The sequence below is a fragment of the Cryobacterium sp. MP_M3 genome, assembly GCF_015752155.1.
Lineage (GTDB): Bacteria > Actinomycetota > Actinomycetes > Actinomycetales > Microbacteriaceae > Cryobacterium.
The window spans coordinates 35,983-53,298 of the sequence record NZ_JADOVI010000012.1 but is presented as its reverse complement, the minus strand read 5'-3'; the positions used below and the strand labels follow the sequence as shown (position 1 = coordinate 53,298).

At 67.9% G+C, this 17,316-nt stretch carries 14 protein-coding genes; 5 read left to right on the top strand and 9 right to left on the bottom strand.

Features of this window, described 5'->3' with window-relative positions; genetic code table 11:
- Positions 1-16: 16 nt before the first annotated feature.
- Positions 17-883, bottom strand: a complete 867-nt coding sequence (gene map / locus IWX89_RS13755; protein ID WP_196904120.1) for a type I methionyl aminopeptidase — start codon at positions 881-883, stop codon at positions 17-19.
- 12 nt (positions 884-895) lie between these two features.
- On the opposite strand from map, the gene IWX89_RS13750 reads away from it, so the two are divergent.
- Entirely contained in the window at positions 896-1,084 is a 189-nt protein-coding gene (locus IWX89_RS13750; protein WP_134506399.1) for an SPOR domain-containing protein, read from the top strand.
- 3 nt (positions 1,085-1,087) lie between these two features.
- Here the strand turns inward: IWX89_RS13750 and panB are convergent, their stop codons facing one another.
- Complete coding sequence (gene panB, locus IWX89_RS13745) at positions 1,088-1,960, bottom strand: 3-methyl-2-oxobutanoate hydroxymethyltransferase (protein WP_134537316.1); 873 nt, start codon at positions 1,958-1,960, stop codon at positions 1,088-1,090.
- 101 nt (positions 1,961-2,061) lie between these two features.
- On the opposite strand from panB, the gene IWX89_RS13740 reads away from it, so the two are divergent.
- A complete protein-coding gene (locus IWX89_RS13740) occupies positions 2,062-3,399 on the top strand; it encodes a glutamine synthetase family protein (protein ID WP_134506403.1) in 1,338 nt (445 codons plus the stop codon).
- 23 nt (positions 3,400-3,422) lie between these two features.
- Entirely contained in the window at positions 3,423-6,455 is a 3,033-nt protein-coding gene (locus IWX89_RS13735; RefSeq protein WP_196904119.1) for a bifunctional [glutamine synthetase] adenylyltransferase/[glutamine synthetase]-adenylyl-L-tyrosine phosphorylase, read from the top strand.
- Positions 6,456-6,640: 185 nt separating this feature from the next.
- On the opposite strand, the gene glnA is transcribed toward IWX89_RS13735, so the two are convergent.
- The gene (glnA, locus tag IWX89_RS13730) at positions 6,641-8,065 is read right to left on the bottom strand and encodes a type I glutamate--ammonia ligase (RefSeq protein ID WP_196904118.1); all 1,425 of its coding nucleotides are present in this window, start codon (positions 8,063-8,065) and stop codon (positions 6,641-6,643) included.
- Between the two features lie 144 nt (positions 8,066-8,209).
- Between glnA and IWX89_RS13725 the strand changes: the two genes are divergently transcribed.
- Entirely contained in the window at positions 8,210-8,653 is a 444-nt protein-coding gene (locus tag IWX89_RS13725; RefSeq protein ID WP_196904117.1) for an RDD family protein, read from the top strand.
- 16 nt (positions 8,654-8,669) lie between these two features.
- Here the strand turns inward: IWX89_RS13725 and IWX89_RS13720 are convergent, their stop codons facing one another.
- The 3 genes from IWX89_RS13720 to lipB are packed head-to-tail and all read right to left on the bottom strand — an operon-like array spanning position 8,670 to position 11,051.
- A complete protein-coding gene (locus IWX89_RS13720; RefSeq protein ID WP_196904116.1) occupies positions 8,670-9,380 on the bottom strand; it encodes a DUF4191 domain-containing protein in 711 nt (236 codons plus the stop codon).
- Positions 9,381-9,429: 49 nt separating this feature from the next.
- Positions 9,430-10,419: a lipoyl synthase gene (gene lipA / locus IWX89_RS13715; RefSeq protein ID WP_196904115.1), complete on the bottom strand. Its 990-nt coding sequence runs from the start codon at positions 10,417-10,419 to the stop codon at positions 9,430-9,432.
- Positions 10,416-11,051 (bottom strand): lipoyl(octanoyl) transferase LipB, encoded by a 636-nt coding sequence (gene lipB / locus IWX89_RS13710; protein ID WP_196904114.1) that lies wholly within the window; start codon positions 11,049-11,051, stop codon positions 10,416-10,418. Before lipB ends, lipA begins: the two co-directional genes overlap by 4 nt.
- Positions 11,052-11,160: 109 nt before the next feature.
- On the opposite strand from lipB, the gene IWX89_RS13705 reads away from it, so the two are divergent.
- On the top strand, positions 11,161-12,789 hold the full coding sequence (locus tag IWX89_RS13705; RefSeq protein ID WP_196904113.1) for a hypothetical protein: 1,629 nt from the start codon (positions 11,161-11,163) through the stop codon (positions 12,787-12,789).
- A gap of 28 nt (positions 12,790-12,817) precedes the next feature.
- On the opposite strand, the gene IWX89_RS13700 is transcribed toward IWX89_RS13705, so the two are convergent.
- The 3 genes from IWX89_RS13700 to IWX89_RS13690 form a co-directional block, all read right to left on the bottom strand.
- Positions 12,818-14,233 carry a 2-oxo acid dehydrogenase subunit E2 gene (locus tag IWX89_RS13700; protein ID WP_196904112.1) on the bottom strand — a complete coding sequence of 472 codons (1,416 nt, stop codon included), beginning with the start codon at positions 14,231-14,233 and terminating at the stop codon, positions 12,818-12,820.
- Between the two features lie 68 nt (positions 14,234-14,301).
- Positions 14,302-15,675: a dihydrolipoyl dehydrogenase gene (gene lpdA, locus IWX89_RS13695; protein ID WP_196904111.1), complete on the bottom strand. Its 1,374-nt coding sequence runs from the start codon at positions 15,673-15,675 to the stop codon at positions 14,302-14,304.
- A gap of 105 nt (positions 15,676-15,780) precedes the next feature.
- Positions 15,781-17,277: a leucyl aminopeptidase gene (locus IWX89_RS13690; protein ID WP_196904110.1), complete on the bottom strand. Its 1,497-nt coding sequence runs from the start codon at positions 17,275-17,277 to the stop codon at positions 15,781-15,783.
- Positions 17,278-17,316 lie beyond the last annotated feature (39 nt).

The following is a 17,316-nucleotide window of genomic DNA, read 5'->3' as shown; positions in this document are numbered from 1 at the left end:
GGTTAGAACCTACCGGTTAGGGAAGCGTCAGGATCTCGGCACCGGTCTCGGTGACGACGAGGGTGTGCTCGAATTGGGCGGTGATGCTCTTGTCCTTGGTGGTGACGGTCCAGTCGTCGGCCCACATGTCCCAGTCGGGCGAACCCAGGGTGAGCATCGGCTCGATCGTGAAGATCATGCCGACCTCCATCACGGTGTCATAGACGGGCGCGGAGTCGTAGTGCGGGATGATCAACCCGGAGTGGAAGGCCTCGCCGACGCCGTGTCCCGTGAAATCGCGGACGACGCCGTAATTGAAGCGCCTGGCATAGGACTCGATGGTGCGGCCGATCACATTGACCTGCCGGCCGGGGGCGACGGCTTTGATGCCGCGCGCGAGGGCCTCGCGTGTGCGTTCGACGAGCAGAGTGACCTCTTCGCTGGCCTGGCCGACGAGGAACGTGACGTTCGTGTCCCCGTGCACGCCGTTCTTGAAGGCGGTGATGTCGATGTTGACGAGGTCGCCCTCCTCCAGCACGGTCGTGTCGGGGATGCCATGGCAGATCACCTCGTTCACCGAGCTGCACAACGACTTCGGGTACCCGCGGTAGCCGAGCGTCGACGGGTAGGCGTCGTTGGCGACCAGGAAGTCGTGGCCGACCGCGTCGAGCTGTTCGGTCGTGACGCCGGGGCGGATCGCCTGGCCGACCGCTTCAATCGCGCGGGCCGCGATCCGGCCGGACTCGCGGATCAGTTCGATCTTCTCCGCGGAGTAGACGTCCGACCCGGTGAACCGGGCCGGTGACTCCTTTCCGACGTATTCCGGGCGGGTGATGTGGCGGGGAACGGGACGGGTCGGGGACACCGTTCCGGGGAGCAGGTGACCGATGGAATCCTTAGGCATAGGATCAAGCTTATGTCCGAAGATGAGCGAGAACAGTTCTGGTACAACATGCGCACCGGCGCGGTCGAACAGGGTTTCGAGTCCCCGTCCGTCGACCGGGTCGGCCCGTTCGCGACCCGGGAGGAGGCGTCGCACGCGCTGGAGAAGCTCCGCGCGAACAGCGCCAAGTGGGCCGCCGACGATGCGGCTGAAGGGCGCTGACGCCTATTCGTAGCTGTGCTCAGGGCCCGGGTATGCGCCGGTCTGGACGTCGTCCTTGAACCGGTGCACCGCATCCGTCAGCACGCTGCGCACGTTCGCGTACTGGCGCACGAACCTCGGCACCCGGCCGTCGGTCATCCCTGCGAAGTCGGTCCAGACCAGCAGCTGGCCGTCCACGTCGGGGCCGGCCCCGACACCGATGGTCGGGATCTCGAGCCGCGCGGTGACCTGAGCGGCAACCGTCGCAGGGACCATCTCGAGGACCACGGCGAAGGCTCCGGCCTCCTGCACGGCCAGGGCGTCCTCGATCAGGCGCTCGGCGTCGTCCCCACGGCCCTGGATGATGTGTCCGCCCAGGCCGTGCTCGCTCTGCGGGGTGAAACCGACGTGCCCCATCACCGGGATGCCGCTGGACACGATGCGTTTGATCTGCTTGTAGCTGCGAACGCCGCCTTCCAGCTTCACGGCGTGCGCCTGGGCCTCTTTCATGAACCGGACGGCCGTGTGCAGCGCCTCGGTCTGACCGGTCTCGTATGAGCCGAACGGCATGTCCGCGACGACGAGCGCACGGGTGACGGCACGGGCCACGGCGCGGGTGAGCGGGATGAGTTCATCGACCGTGACCGGGAGGGTCGTCTCGTAGCCGAACACGTTGTTGCCTGCGGAGTCGCCGACCAGGAGGAAGTCGATCCCTGCCGCGTCGAAGATCTGCGCCGTCAGCATGTCGTAGCTGGTCAGGCCCGTAATCGGGATGCCCTGCTGCTTGGCGTTGTGGAAGTGCCTGGTTCGCACCCGTTTGGGTCCGGCGGGCGCCGGGACAAACGGGTTCTGCGTGGTGACGGCTGCTGGCACGTCGGACGAGGTCGGCTCTGGCATGCCTCAAGTGTAGTCAGAGCGGCATTCACGCGGTCGGCGGCCCGTTTCACCCCGGATGCGACGCCAGCCAGTAACCTAGGGAGCAACAAGAAGGGGCGTGAATGGACAAGCAGCGCGATTTCGTTCTTCGGACCATCGAGGAACGGGGCATCAAGTTCATTCGGCTGTGGTTCACCGACGTCGTCGGCACGCTGAAATCTGTCGCCATCGCCCCGGCGGAGGTCGAGGGAGCGTTCGCGGAGGGGCTCGGATTCGACGGGTCCGCGATCGAAGGACTCACCCGCTCCTTCGAGGCCGACGTGCTGGCCCACCCCGACCCGACCACCTTCCAGATCCTGCCCTGGCGCGGGGAGGTCGACCCGACGGCCCGGATGTTCTGCGACATCACCACCCCGGACGGCCAGCCCGCCGTCGCCGACCCGCGCAACGTGCTCAAGCGCACCCTGGCGAAGGCCGCCGAACGCGGATTCACGTTCTACACGCATCCTGAAATCGAGTTCTACCTGCTCAAGTCGTCCAAGTACGGCAAGAACGGACCCACCCCGGTCGACTCCGCCGGCTACTTCGACAACGTGCCCGGCGGCACGGCGCACGACTTCCGGCGCCGATCGGTGCGGATGCTCGAGGACCTCGGCATCTCGGTGGAATTCAGCCACCACGAGGCCGGCCCGGGCCAGAACGAGATCGACCTGCGCTACGCGGACGCCCTGACCACCGCGGACAACATCATGACCTTCCGCACCGTGATCAAAGAGGTGGCGATCGAGCAGGGCGTGTATGCGACCTTCATGCCCAAACCGATGTCCGACCAGCCCGGCTCCGGCATGCACACCCATCTTTCCCTCTTCGAGGGCGATACCAACGCGTTCTACGAGGCGGGTGCCCAGTACCAGCTGTCGAAGACCGGCCGCCAGTTCATCGCCGGCCTGCTCAAGCACGCGCCGGAGATCACGGCCGTGACGAACCAGTTCGTCAACTCCTACAAACGGCTCTGGGGCGGTGACGAAGCGCCCAGCTTCGTCTGCTGGGGACACAACAACCGCTCCGCCCTGATCCGGGTGCCGCTCTACAAGCCGAACAAGGGCCAGAGTTCCCGGATCGAGTACCGTGCGATCGACTCCGCCGCCAATCCGTACCTTGCCTACTCGCTCATGCTGGCCGCAGGGCTCAAGGGGATCGAGGAAGGCTACGAGTTGCCGCCGGAGGCAGAGGACAACGTGTGGGGGCTCAGCGACACCGAGCGCCGGGCGCTCGGTTACCGCCAGCTTCCCGCGAGCCTCGACCACGCGATCCAGTTCATGGAGGAATCCGAGCTGGTCGCGGAAACCCTCGGCGAGCACGTCTTCAACTACGTGCTGCTCAACAAACGCCAGGAGTGGAAGGAATACCGCTCCCAGGTGACTCCGTTCGAGCTCGACAAGAACCTGGAGATGCTCTGACCCACGCCGAGGAACGGGACGCGATGAAGCGGGAACCGCTGACCCTGACCGACCTGGCCCGGGTCGGTTTCGTCGAACTCGGCGAGGTCAGGGGCCGGCTCGCGGAGGTCACCGACCTGGGCGGACCTGAGCCGTCGGTTCTGCTGCCTCTGCTCGCGCAGGCGGCGAGCCCCGACGGAGCCCTCACGGGGCTGCTGGCGCTGCTTCGGCAGGCACCTGCCGAGTTGACGGCGCTGCTTGGCCGCCCGGGTGCCCCCTTGCGCCTGCTCAGGGTCCTTGGTGCCTCGACCGGCCTGGCCGAGTTCTTCCTCCAGCATCCCGAGGAATTGGGAGTGCTTGCGGAGTCCCGCGCCGGCCTTCCCGACGCCGCGGCGTTGACAGGCGACCTCCTCGATTCGGTGGGCGCCGTCGACGGGTTCGCGACTCTGGTCGACGACGCCGGCTGGGTGGCCCTGCGGGTGCGGTACCGCAGGCGCCTGGCCGAGCTGGCGGCGTTCGACCTGGAACAGGCCGACCCGGTGGCCGGCCTTGACGGCATCGCCCGGGCACTCGCCGACCTCGCGGCCGCTGCGCTCGAGGCGTCACTGGCCGTGGCCCGCAGCATGACGAGCGGTCCGGTGGCCGCGCCCGGGGTCTTCCCCGAAGCCGAAGTCCGGGCCACCAGGCTGGCCGTGATCGGAATGGGCAAGGCCGGCGCGGCCGAACTCAATTACGTGAGCGACGTCGACGTCATCTTCGTCGCCGAGGCCGACCCTGCCACGGAACTGGACGCATCGCGCGCGGTCGACATTGCCACCCGGCTGGCCATCCTGATGATGCGCGGACTCAACCAGCCGACCATCGAAGCCGAGCTGTGGGAGGTAGACCCGAATCTCCGTCCCGAAGGCAAGTCCGGGGCGCTCGTGCGGTCCCTCGAATCCCATCTTGCCTACTACGAGCGCTGGGCCAAGAGCTGGGAATTCCAGGCGCTGCTCAAGGCCAGGCCTCTCGCCGGCCACCTGGACCTCGGCCAGCGGTACATCCAGGCGGTGGCCCCCAAGGTGTGGACCAGCGCAAGCCGCGAGAACTTCGTGGAATCGGTGCAACGGATGCGCGAGCGGGTCACCGAGAACATCCCGGACGACGAGGTCGCGGTGCAGTTGAAACTGGGCCCCGGGGGGCTGCGCGACATCGAATTCACCGTGCAACTGCTGCAACTCGTGCACGGCCAGTCGGACCCCGCCGTGCGCCAGGCCGGCACCCTTCCGGCGCTGTCAGCGCTGGCGGACAGCGGATACGTCGGCCGGGCGGAAGCAGCCGAATTCGCCCAGGATTACCGCATCCTCCGGCTGATGGAGCATCGGCTGCAACTGGAGCGGCTACGACGCACCCACCTGATGCCCCGGGACGAGGCGAGCTTGCGCATTCTCGCCCGGTCAACCGGGCTGGCCACGAGCGCCCCGCAACTGACCGTGCGCTGGGCCGAGGTCAAGCGCCGCGTTCGCGGCCTGCACGAACGCCTGTTCTACCGTCCGCTGCTCTCGGCCGTGGCCGCGCTTCCGGCCGAGGGGCTCAACCTCACGAGCGCCCAGGCCGAGGCCAGGCTTGCCGCCATCGGCTTCCGGAACACCAAGGGCGCCCTCGGCCACATCGCGGCCCTCACCGGCGGGGTGTCCCGCCGGGCGACGATCCAGCGTCACCTGCTCCCGGTGCTCCTGCAGTGGTTCTCCGAGGGCGCGGATCCCGACTACGGCCTGCTTTCCTTTCGGCGGCTCAGCGACAGCCTTGGGTCGACCTACTGGTTCCTGCGGATGCTCCGCGACTCCTCCGGCGCGGCCGAACGACTCACCCGGGTTCTGTCCTCGTCTCGCTTCATCGGAGAACTGCTCGAGACGATCCCCGAATCCGTGGCCTGGCTGGAGAACGAGGACGACCTGCGCCCCCGGTCGGTTGCCGTTCTCCAGGAGGAGACCCGGGCGGTGCTGGCCCGGCACGAGAGTCCCGACGCGGCGGCATCGATCATGCGCACAGCCAGGCGCCGGGAGGTGCTGCGGCTCGCCTTCTCCGCCATTCTCGGGCGGCTGAGCATCGATGAGCTTGCGGCCGGGCTCACCGATGTGACGGCCACCGTCATCCAGGGGGTGACGGCAGCCATCCGCGGGACGAACCTGCTGGGGGAGCCGGACGGCCCCACCGACGGAATCGAATTCGCCGTGATCGGGATGGGACGGTTCGGTGGCGCCGAACTCGGGTTCGGGTCCGACGCCGACGTCATGTACGTCTTCCGAGCCGGCACGTTGGAGGGGACCGCCGCGCACGACCGGGCGAAGTTCATCGTGCGGGAACTGAACAGGCTCACAGACGACAACCGCCTTCCGCTGGACCTGGACATGGGCCTGCGCCCCGAGGGCAAGAACGGGCCGGTGGTCCGTTCCCTCGAATCGTACGAGGCCTATTACCGGCGATGGTCGCTGACCTGGGAGGCCCAGGCCCTGCTGCGTGGCCGCGGTGTCGCCGGCGACACCGCGCTCCTCCGCGACTTCGACCGTGTCGCCGACGCGGTCCGCTACCCGGAGAGTATCGGCGAGCAGGAGGTACGAGAGGTCAAGCGCATCAAGGCCAGGGTCGAGAGCGAACGGCTCCCTCAAGGCGCCGACCCGAACCGTCACCTCAAGCTGGGGCGCGGCTCCCTCAGCGACGTCGAGTGGTTTGTGCAGTTGCTCCAGCTTCAGCATGCGGCCCGTATTCCGGCGCTGCGCACATCGTCCACCCTCGGGGCGCTCCGGGCCGCCGTGGAGGCCGACCTGGTCAGTGAAGCGGATGCCGAGACGCTCCGGGCGGCCTGGCTGTTCGCCTCCCGCTGCCGCTCCGCGATCACCCTCTGGACGAACCGGACCGCTGACGTGCTCCCCGCCGACCGGATCCAGCTGGAGGGCGTCGCGCGGGTGCTCGAATACCCGCCCGGCTCGGCGAACCGGCTCGAGGAGGACTACCTGGCCGTTACCCGTCGCGCACGGGCAGTCTTCGAACGTCGCTTCTACGGCCCCGTCGAACGCGCCGGGCCCTTCGCAGGCTGACAGCGGCCTCCGATTCGCCTTTGTTGTGAGCCGGTCACGGCGCGTCGGCGCCTGAACGATTCGAGTTGCGGCATCCGGTGCCCGTGTTCGGCTGAGACCGGATGACACTGAGAAGGGCCGCACTCCCGGGGGAGTGCGGCCCTTCTCAGTGTCATCGCGGCGACTGGTGCAGCCGCCGGTGCGGTTTAGACGCCGTAGTACAGTTCATACTCGAACGGGTGCGGGCGCTGGGCCAGCGGCTTGATTTCCTTCTCGCGCTTGAAGTCGATCCAGGTCTCGATCAGTTCGGGCGTGAAGACGTTCCCGGCCAGCAGGAAGTCGTGGTCCTCTTCGAGGGCCAGCAGTGCGGCCTCGAGGGACGCCGGAACCTGGGGGATGTTCTTGGCCTCTTCGGGCGGCAGTTCGTAGAGGTCCTTGTCGACCGGCTCGTGCGGCTCGATCCGGTTCTTGATCCCGTCAAGGCCGGCCATCAGCTGGGCGGCGAAGGCGAGGTACGGGTTGCCGGAGGCGTCGGGCGCGCGGAATTCGATCCGCTTGGCCTTGGGGTTCGTGCCGGTGATCGGGATCCGGATGGAGGCCGAGCGGTTGCCGGCCGAGTAGACCAGGTTGACCGGGGCTTCGAAGCCGGGGACGAGGCGATGGTAGGAGTTCACGCTCGGGTTGGTGAACGCGAGCACGGCCGGGGCGTGCTTGAGCAGTCCGCCGATGTACCAGCGCGCGACGTCGGAGAGTCCGCCGTAGCCGGCCTCGTCGTAGAACAACGGCTTGCCGCCGGACCAGAGGGACTGGTGGGTGTGCATGCCGGAGCCGTTGTCGCCGAAGAGCGGCTTCGGCATGAATGTCGCCGTCTTGCCCCACTCGCTGGCGGTGTTCTTCACGATGTACTTGAACTTGAGCAGGTCGTCGGCCGCGTGCACCATGGTGTCGAAGCGGTAGTTGATCTCGCCCTGGCCGCCGGTGCCGACCTCGTGGTGGCTGCGTTCGAGGATGAGGCCGGCCGCGATGAGCTTGAGGCAGATGTCGTCGCGCATGTCGGCGTGCTGGTCGACCGGGCTGACCGGGAAGTAGCCGCCCTTGAACGGCGTCTTGTTGGCGAGGTTTCCGCCCTCTTCCTTGCGGCCCGAGTTCCAGGCACCCTCGCTGGAGTCGACGGAGTAGAAGCTCGAGTACTGGTTGACCTCATAGCGCACGTCGTCGAAGATGTAGAACTCCGCTTCCGGAGCGAAGAAGGCGGTGTCGGCGATGCCGGTCGACGCGAGGTACTTCTCGGCTTTCTTGGCAACCTGTCGCGGGTCCTTCGAGTAGATCTCCCCGTTGCGGGGGTTGTAGATGTCGAAGAGCATGATCAGCGTGCGCTCGGTGCGGAAGGCGTCGATGTACGCCGTGGTGACGTCAGGGATGAGCTGCATGTCGGATTCGTGGATCGACGCGAAGCCGCGGATCGAGGAACCGTCGAACATCTGGCCGACCGTGAAGAACTCTTCGTCGACGGTCGACGCGGGGATGTTGAAGTGCTGCTGCACACCCGGCAGGTCGGTGAAACGGATGTCAAGGAACTTGACGTCGGTATCCTTGATGAATTTGAGCACTTCTGACGAATCGCGGAACATGCGGTTTTACTCCAAACGACGTGGGCGTTAATCTCGAAAAGTCGCGCACTGCGGCTCCATTGAGGTTAGTGGGGCGGCATTACCCGACAGTGACGCTTATGTTTCACACATGTTACAGCGGGGCCGGCTCGCTAGACTCATCGCGTGTCTGCCGCATCCTCGAAACCGACCACCTTCGGACAGCTTCCGCCCAGCCGGTGGCCGGGGGAGCGCCTGGGCCTGCCGGATAAGGGCGCCGGCTCGGTCGGCCGGGTGGGACGCCGCATCTCGGCGCTGGCGATCGACCAGGTCCTGGCCACGGGGGCCGCGTTCTGGGCCTTCGACTACACGTTCCTGGACTACAACGGGTTCGCGGTGAGCGGCATGTTCGTGTTGTTGCAGATCGTGTTCATTCCGACCATCGGCGGCAGCATCGGCCACCGGCTGGTCGGGCTCCGGGTGATCTCGCTGACCGGCGGTTGGGCGGGCATCTGGCGTCCCGCGCTGCGCTCGGTGCTGCTGGGCTTCGCGATCCCCGCGCTGGTCTGGGACTCGGACCAGCGCGGATTCCACGACAAGATCGCCGGAACCGTCCTCATCCGCAGTTGACGGATGCCGGGCTCGGCTAGTTGCCGCGCTGCGGCCGGGCCTTCATCGGGTCGACGCCCTTGGGGATCGGGAGCTTCTTCGTCATGGACGAGAGACGGTTGTTCACGGCGAGGACTTCGGCCTTGGTGAGGGTCGGCTTGATCCGGGTGAGGCGCCGGGCGAGCTTGTGCAGCGGGACGGCGTCGGGGTCCGGCCCGACCGAGATGACGGTGACGGCGATGCTGCCGCCCAGCCGGGTGACCATGCGCCGTTCCTCGTCGAGCATGCGTGCGGTCCGGGTGCGAGGGCCCTCGCTTATCAGCACCACGCCGCCGCGACCGACCGCACGGTAGACCGCATCCTGGGTCTTGCCGTTGACGGCGACGGGCATCTCGCTTCCGACCCAGCCGCGCTTGAGCGAGCTGCGGAGAACCGCGCCGACCGCGCCGGGCTGGCCCTCGATCTGCGAGTAGGCGGCCTTCTCGGCGCGGCGGCCCAGGATGATGAGCATGGCGAGCAGCCCGCCGAGAGCTCCCGCGATGACCCAGAGCACGATGGTGACCACGTTGCCGGGGGATAACACGAACGCGAGCACGAGGCTGATCGCGACCGGGATCAGGAAGGCCAGGATCATGAACAGGACGATGTTCGAGTCGTAACGCCTCGTCATCTGGAACACCTGCCACATTTGCTTCAAACGGCCGGGTTCTTTGGGGGTGCGGGGAGTCTTGTCCTTGCTGCGTGCCATGGTTCCAAGACTACCGAGTCGCCCGCGTGGAGGGTGACCGTTTTTCGGGTCAGCTCACGGCCTGAGCGAACCCGAGCGTCGCATCCGCCAGGTGGCGCAGTTCCGCGGGCACCTCACGACCGGTTGCCAGCATGGACTGGGCCCAGAGACGCCCGGCACGGTAGGAGGATCGCACGAGCGGACCGGAGAGCACCCCGATGAAGCCGATCGCCTCGGCCTCCTGCTTGAGCTCGACGAACTCCTCCGGCTTCACCCAGCGGGCGACAGGCAGGTGGCGCGCGCTGGGACGCAGGTACTGGGTGATGGTGATGATGTCGGTTCCGGCGTCGTGCAGGTCCTGCAGGGCCTGGCTGACCTCCGCCCGTTCCTCGCCCATGCCCAGGATGAGATTGGACTTGGTGATCAGGCCCGCGTTGCGGCCCTGGCTGAGCACGTCGAGGGAGCGGTCGTAGCGGAACGCCGGGCGCACCCGCTTGAAGATGCGCGGCACCGTCTCCACGTTGTGAGCGAACACCTCCGGTTTCGCCGAGAAGACCTCGCCCAGGTGGTCGGGATTGCCTGAGAAGTCCGGCACGAGGATCTCCACACCGGTGCCCGGGCTCTGCTGGTGGATCTGCCGGATGGTCTCGGCGTAGATCCAGGAGCCCTCGTCGGGCTGATCATCGCGGGCGACGCCGGTCACGGTGGCGTAGCGCAGCTGCATCTTGACGACGGACTCGGCAACCCGGCGTGGTTCGTCCCGGTCGTACTCGGCTGGTTTGCCGGTGTCGATCATGCAGAAGTCGCAGCGCCTGGTGCACTGCGAGCCGCCGATCAGGAATGTTGCTTCCCGGTCCTCCCAGCACTCATAGATGTTGGGGCAGCCGGCCTCCTGGCAGACCGTGTGCAGGTCCTCGCTCTTGACGAGGTTCTGCATCTTCTGGTACTCGGGCCCCATCTTGGCCTTGATCTTGATCCACTCGGGCTTGCGCTCGATGGGCGTCTCCGCGTTCCTGATCTCGAGCCGGAGCATCTTGCGGCCCTCGGGCACGGCGCTCATGCCGCCACCGCCATCGCGCGCAGGAAACCGGCCCTGATCGGTTCGATCAGTTCGGAGGTGGCGACGTCACGGCCGAGCACGCGCGACATGGTCGTCACGCCGGCGTCCCGGATGCCGCAGGCGATGATGCGGCTGTACGCGTCCAGGGAGTTGCTGCAATTGAGGGCGAATCCGTGCATGGTGACTCCTTCGGCGACGCGGATGCCGATGGCCGCGATCTTCTCTTCGAAACCGTCCGGACCGACCCAGACGCCGGAACGGCCCTGAACCTGGCGGCCCTCGATGCCGAACTCGGCGAGGACCTCGATCAGGATCCCCTCCAGCATCCGCACGTAACCGACGACGTCGATGGGCTCGGCCAGGCGCAGGATCGGGTAGCCGACCAGCTGGCCCGGTCCGTGCCAGGTGATCTTCCCACCCCGGTCGACGTCGATGACGGGGGTGCCGTCCGTGGGACGCTCCTCCGGCTCCGTGCGTTTCCCGGCCGTATACACGGCGGGGTGTTCGAGGAAGATGAGGGTGTCGGGTTTCTCACCGGAAACGACGGAACGGTGGACTGCGCGTTGGAGCTCAAGGCCCTCAACATACGGCACGGAGTTGGCGCTTAGCCCCGCGACGACAAAGTCGAGCATCAGGCCAGTCTAGGTCAGCTTGTCCTCGGCGTCTGCCGCCCAGTCCGGATCTCCCCGGAACCCGCGAGGGCGCCCCCGGTGCTTCGCCCAGGGGCGCACAATCCGGCAGGTGAGAAACAGAGTGGGACGTGACCCGGATCCGGTCCCGGCCGCCGGCGACCCCGGCTTCGCAACCGAGTCGACGGCGGCGTCGACGTCCGGGGCTGCGGACGTCGGGACGGTCATCGCCGGGTACCGGGTGCTGCGCCGGCTCGGCGCCAGTGAACGCGCCGACGTCTACCTCGGCGTTTCCACCGCACCGTTCCAGGGCGCCGTCGAGGTCGGCACTCGTCCGCCCGTCGCCCTGAAGATCTTCCGCCCGGAAACGGCCGGAGTCGTGATCGAGCGGGAATTCCGGGTGCTGACCGAATCGACCGGGACTCGATTCGCGTCTCTCATCGACCTGGCCACGCTCTCCGACGGGCGAGTCTGCATCGTGCAGGAGTGTCTCTCCGGCAGCCGGCTGAGCAGGCTGCTCGGCGACGGCAGGCTGCTGGCGCCGGGGGAGGCGGTGACGATCCTGGCGCCGATCCTGGCGGCGCTGGCCGAACTGCTGGCCCTGGGCTACGTGCACGAAGGGCTGGCCCAGTCCTCGGTCCTCTTCGATCGCACCGGGAGACCGGTTCTGACCAGCCTGGGGCGGCTGCGGGAACTGCCGCCGCCCGGACCGGAACTCCGACGCCCGCTCGAGCAGGCGGTGTTGCGAGTGTCGGCGTTCGCCAGGGGAGTGCTTGATCGTGTCGAGACCGACGCGGATGCCGCCGTGCCGGAACCGGCCGGATGGTTGGAGTCGATCCCGCCGGGGTTTCCCTTGCACCGCCTGCTCGACGAACTCGAGCGGCGATTGTTCGCGTGGTCGCCGGCCTCTGCGGTGTCCTCGGCGCCGTCCCCCTGGGTGCCCTCCACGGGGCGCAGGATCGAGATGGGGGCGGGCTGGGCCGCCACCGAGGCCCTCCGGGGCCGCCGAGCGGCGGGCGGCCCGGCCGGCGACGTTCGGCCGGGGACGGGCGAACGCCCCGCGCCGGGCCCTGCGGGGAGATCCGGCCGAGTCAGGAGACTGTTCGGAGAGCTCAAAACTCTGCTCCACGGCCTGCCCGGCCGGCGGGCGGATGCCCGGCCATGGCAGCGCCTGCGTCACCGCCTGGGCGTGGGACTCCGGGCACATCGGGGTCCGCTCCTCGTGTCTGCGCTCGTCGTCGTCGCGGGCGCGGTGTTGCTGCTCACGCTCGGCTATCAGGCCGAGGCGCAGGGCGGCAGCGCCGGCCCCGCCCCGGCTCCCTCGTCGGCGTTCCCCGTGCCGGTCCTCCCGGCGCCGACCACGGTACCGGGCGACCCGGCGGCCGATCGCGCCGCCGTCGAGGGCGATGAACCGGTGCAGGCGGTGCAGGTGCTGCTGCGCCTGCGCGCCGGGTGCCTCCGTGCGGCATCCGTGGCCTGCTTGGACGGTGTCGACCAGGCCGGATCCGCGGCACTGGCCTCGGACGGGCAGGCCGCCCGGTCGTCTCGCCAGGGGGACTCCGCGGCGCCCGCCGGGGAGGCCGCAGAATCGGCGCCGTCCCTGGTCGAACGCCGGGGTGGCATCGCCCTGGTGGCCGTCGTGCTGACCGTGGGCTCCGCGCACGGAAACAGCAAACCGGCCTCGGTCCTTGTGGTCAAGGGCGAGGCCGGTTGGCGGATCAGGCAGATCTTCGACTACTGACGGGCGAACCCGTCGCCTGCCGTGGGTGTCAGATGCCGAGGTTGGCTTCGAAGGCTCCGGCCTCGAGGCGCTGCTTCATCATGACGAGGAAGCGGGAGGCGTCCGCGCCGTCAATGATGCGGTGGTCGTAGGACAATGCCAGGAACACCGTGGAGCGGATGGCGATCGAGTCGAGGCCGTCGGTCGTGACGACGATCGGCTTCTTGTAGACGACGCCGGTGCCCAGGATCGCGCTCTGCGGCAGGAAGACGACGGGCGTGTCGAACAGCGCCCCGCGCGACCCTGTGTTGGTGAGCGTGAAGGTACCACCGGAGAGCTCATCGGGCTTGAGCTTGTTGTCGCGGGTGCGCTGGGCCAGATCGGCGATCTGAGCGGCGAAGCCGGCCAGGTCGAGTTCGCCGGCGTTGCGGACGACAGGGGTCAGCAGGCCACGCTCGGTGTCGACCGCGATGCTGATGTTCTCCTGGCTGGGGTACACGATCGAGTCGCCGTCGATGGTGGCGTTGATGATCGGGTTCGCCTGCAGCGCCTCGGCCGCGGCCAGGGCGAAGAACGGCAGGAAGGAGAGCTTGTTGCCGGTCTTGCTCTGGAAGGCACCCTTGACCTTGTCGCGGAGGATCGCCACGCGGGTGACGTCGACCTCGACGACGGTCGTCAGCTGCGCCGACGACTGCATCGAGATGACGGCGCGCTCGGCGACGACCTTGCGGAGGCGGGACATCGGAACGGTGGTGCCGCGCAGGGGCGAAACCTCGACGGCCGGTGCGGCCGGCGCTGCGGTCGCGGCGGATGCCGTGGCCCTGGCCGATTCGATGTCTTCCTTGCGGATCCGTCCGCCGACCCCGGTGCCGGAGACGGTGGAGAGGTCCACGCCGGCCTCGTTGGCGAGTTTCCGCACGATCGGCGTGACGTAGCCGCTGGTTCCGGCGTGCGAGCCGCGAGACACGGGCTCGGCTGCCGGCGCTGCCGCAGGAGCAGGCGCGGCCACCGGGGCCGCAACGGGGGCTGCCACGGGTGCCGGTGCGACGACTGGGGCGGCGACGGGTGCTGCCACGGGTGCCGGTGCGGCAACCGGAGCCGCGACGGGCGCGACGTATGCCGGAGCCTCGGCCACCGGTGCAGGCGCGACCGGAGCCTCGGCCACCGGTGCAGGCGCGACCGGAGCCTCGGCGACCGGTGCGGCTGCACCGGTGGCCGCTGCTGCCGAGCCGTCTCCGATGGTCACCAGAGGGGTCCCGACCTCGACGGTCTCGTCCTCCTGGACCAGGATCGCCTCGATGATCCCCGCGATGGGGGACGGGATCTCCGTGTCCACCTTGTCGGTCGATACTTCCAACAGCGGCTCGTCGACTTCGACGTGGTCGCCCACGTTCTTAAGCCAGCGGGTTACCGTACCCTCTGTGACACTCTCACCGAGTGCCGGGAGGTTAACGGATTCGCTCATGCGTCTGTCTCCTTCAAAACCATTTGTCTGTAATTTGCTTACTGAGAGTCTGAGTGGCGGGATGTGGTTTACATCGCGTGCAGGGGCTTGCCGGCCAGGGCCAGGAAGGCCTCGCCGAGCGCTTCGTTCTGAGTGGGGTGCGCGTGCAGGAACGGGGCGATGTCCTCGGGGTACGCCTCCCAGTTCACGACCAGCTGGCCCTCACCGATCAGCTCACCCACGCGGGCGCCGATCATGTGCACTCCCACGATGGGACCGTCCGAGACGCGCACGAGCTTGATCGAACCGCTCGTGCCGAGGATGGAACTCTTGCCGTTGCCGCCGAGGTTGTACTCGTAGGTGGAGATCTTGTCGGCTCCGAACTTCTCGGCCGCCTTGGCCTCCGAGTAGCCGACCGACGCGATCTCGGGGTCGCAGTAGGTGACCTTCGGGATGTTGACGTCTTCGACCACGATCGGGTTCAGGCCGGCGATTTCCTCGGCGACGAAGATGCCCTGCTGGAAGCCGCGGTGTGCGAGCTGCAGGCCGGGCACGATGTCGCCGACGGCAAAGACGCCGGGGATGTTCGTGGCGAGGCGCTCATCGGTGATGACGAAGCCGCGATCGACCGTGATGCCGACCTCTTCGAAGCCGAGTCCCGCGGTGGCCGCGCCACGACCGACGGCCACGAGCAGGAGGTCAGCCTCGACGGTGGTGCCGTTCTCAAGGGTGACGACCACGCCGTTCTCGTCCTGGCTGACGCTCTGGAACCGGATGCCGAGGGAATACTCGATCCCGCGCTTGCGGAAGGCACGTTCCAACTGCTTGGAAACGGATTCTTCCTCGTTCGGGACCAGGTGGGGGAGCGCCTCGATGATCGTGACGTCGGCGCCGAAGGACTTCCAGACGCTGGCGAATTCAACGCCGATGACGCCACCGCCGAGAACGGCGACCTTGCCCGGCACGTAGTCGAGTTCGAGGGCGTGCTCGCTGGTGATGACCCGCCCGCCGATTTCAAGGCCGGGCAGAGACCGGGAATACGAACCGGTGGCCAGGACGACGTTCTTGCCGACGATGGTGTCCTCGCCGACCTGCACGGTCGTCGGGGAGACCAGCCGGCCTTCACCGGCGATGACGGTGATGCCACGGGCCTTGATCAGTCCCTGCAGCCCCTTGAACTTGGAGGCGACGATCCCCTCGCGGAACGCGGTGACCGCCTGCATGTCGATACCGTCGAACTGGGTCTTCACGCCGTACTTCGCGGACTCCCTGCTGACGTCCGCAACTTCTGCGGAGTGCAGCAGCGCCTTGGTCGGAATGCAGCCCAGGTGGAGGCAGGTGCCGCCGAGCTTGCCCTTCTCGATCAGGGCAACGGTGAGGCCAAGCTGGACCGCACGCAACGCCGCTGCGTATCCACCGCTTCCTCCACCGAGAACGACAAGGTCAAAATTCTGTTCCGACACCCAGATACTCCCTCGTGCATCACAAACTCGGTTTGCCGGGCGTCATGGAAGACGACGCCGCCGGCATTCGCTGATCGGCAAGCTTATCCTGCCTCCTCGACTGTACTACGGGCGTGAAAAGTCCTCGGCCAGTCGAAGCAACGCCCGGAGCGAAATCCCGGTCGGTCCGGCCCCCGTGAACCCGAACGCACTGCCCGTGTTGTGGGCCGGGCCGGCGATGTCAAGGTGCGCCCACGGGATCTTCACCGCGTCATCGCCTTCGCCGCGGGTGCCGATGAACTCACGGAGGAACACGCCGGCCAGCAGCATTCCGCCCGCGGCGCTGCCGATCTTCGCGTTCGCGATGTCCGCGACATCCGAGTTGAGCAGGGGACGGAGCTCATCCGGCAGCGGCATCGGCCAGGACTGTTCGCCCACGGCCTTCCCCGCGTCGAGGACCCTGGCGACCATGGTGTCCTCGCCCATCACCGCGTAGTAGCGGGTGCCGAGGGCGACGATGGCTGCGCCGGTCAGGGTGGCCACGTCGATGATCGCGTCCGGCGCTTCCTCGCCGGCGGCGACGAGGCCGTCCGCGAGCACCAGACGGCCCTCGGCGTCGGTGTTGAGGACTTCCACGGTCTGGCCGCCGCGGATCCGGAGCACGTCGTTGGGCCGGATCGCCGACCCGGACGGCATGTTCTCGGCGATGCAGAGCCACGCCGTGACCTTCAGGTCGAGCCTGAGCCGGGCCGCGGCGAGGGTGGCCGCCAGAACGGTGGCCGCCCCGGTCATGTCGTACTTCATGCCCACCATCGATGCCGGCGGCTTCAGCGAGAGTCCGCCGGTGTCGAAGGTGATGCCCTTGCCGACGAGGGCGAGGTGCCTGGTCGCCCCGGCCGGCGAGTAGGTGACCTTGACCAGGCGCGGCGGACGGGTCGAGCCCTGGCCGACGCCGGCGATCCCGCCGAAACCGTCCGCGATGAGCTCGTCCTCGTTCCAGACCCGGACCTCGATCGGCAGGCCGGGCTGGGCGTCGACCGCCTCGACGGCGAGCCGGGCGAGGGACTCCGGATAGAGATCGGACGGGGGAGTGTTGACGAGGTCCTTGATCAGGGTCACCGCGTCAGCGACGATTCCGACCCGCGTGGGCACGTCGCCCAGGTCCAGCCCCGTGTGCACGACGATCTCCTCGGCGGGGAGCTTGGTCGCAGCCAGGGAACTGTGCCGGTAGGTCGTGAACGAGTACGCGCCGAGCGCCGCGCCCTCCAGGATCGCTTCGGCATCCTCCGCCGTCGCGGTCGGGAACGCGAACGCGACCGAGGAAACCCCGGTCAACTGCCGGACCGCGGATCCGGCCGCATGGCGGAGGGCGTCGACAGTCGGTTCCTTTCCGATCCCGACGATGGCGATGCTGCGTGCCGCACCCACCGAGGCAGGCAGACGCACGAGCTGGTCGCGGCCGCCGGTGACGCCGAGGGAAGCGAGTTGCGCCGACAGGCCCTCGAAGGCAGGGTCGGCGAACAACACGCCGGTGTCGCCGGAGGAGGTCGCCCCGACGATCAGGACGTCGACATCGGACTCGATTGCGGGCTGTGCGGACACGGAAAGGCGGGGAACGGTCATCCCTTGATGCTACGGGTCAGCCTGTTCGCTCTCGGCACC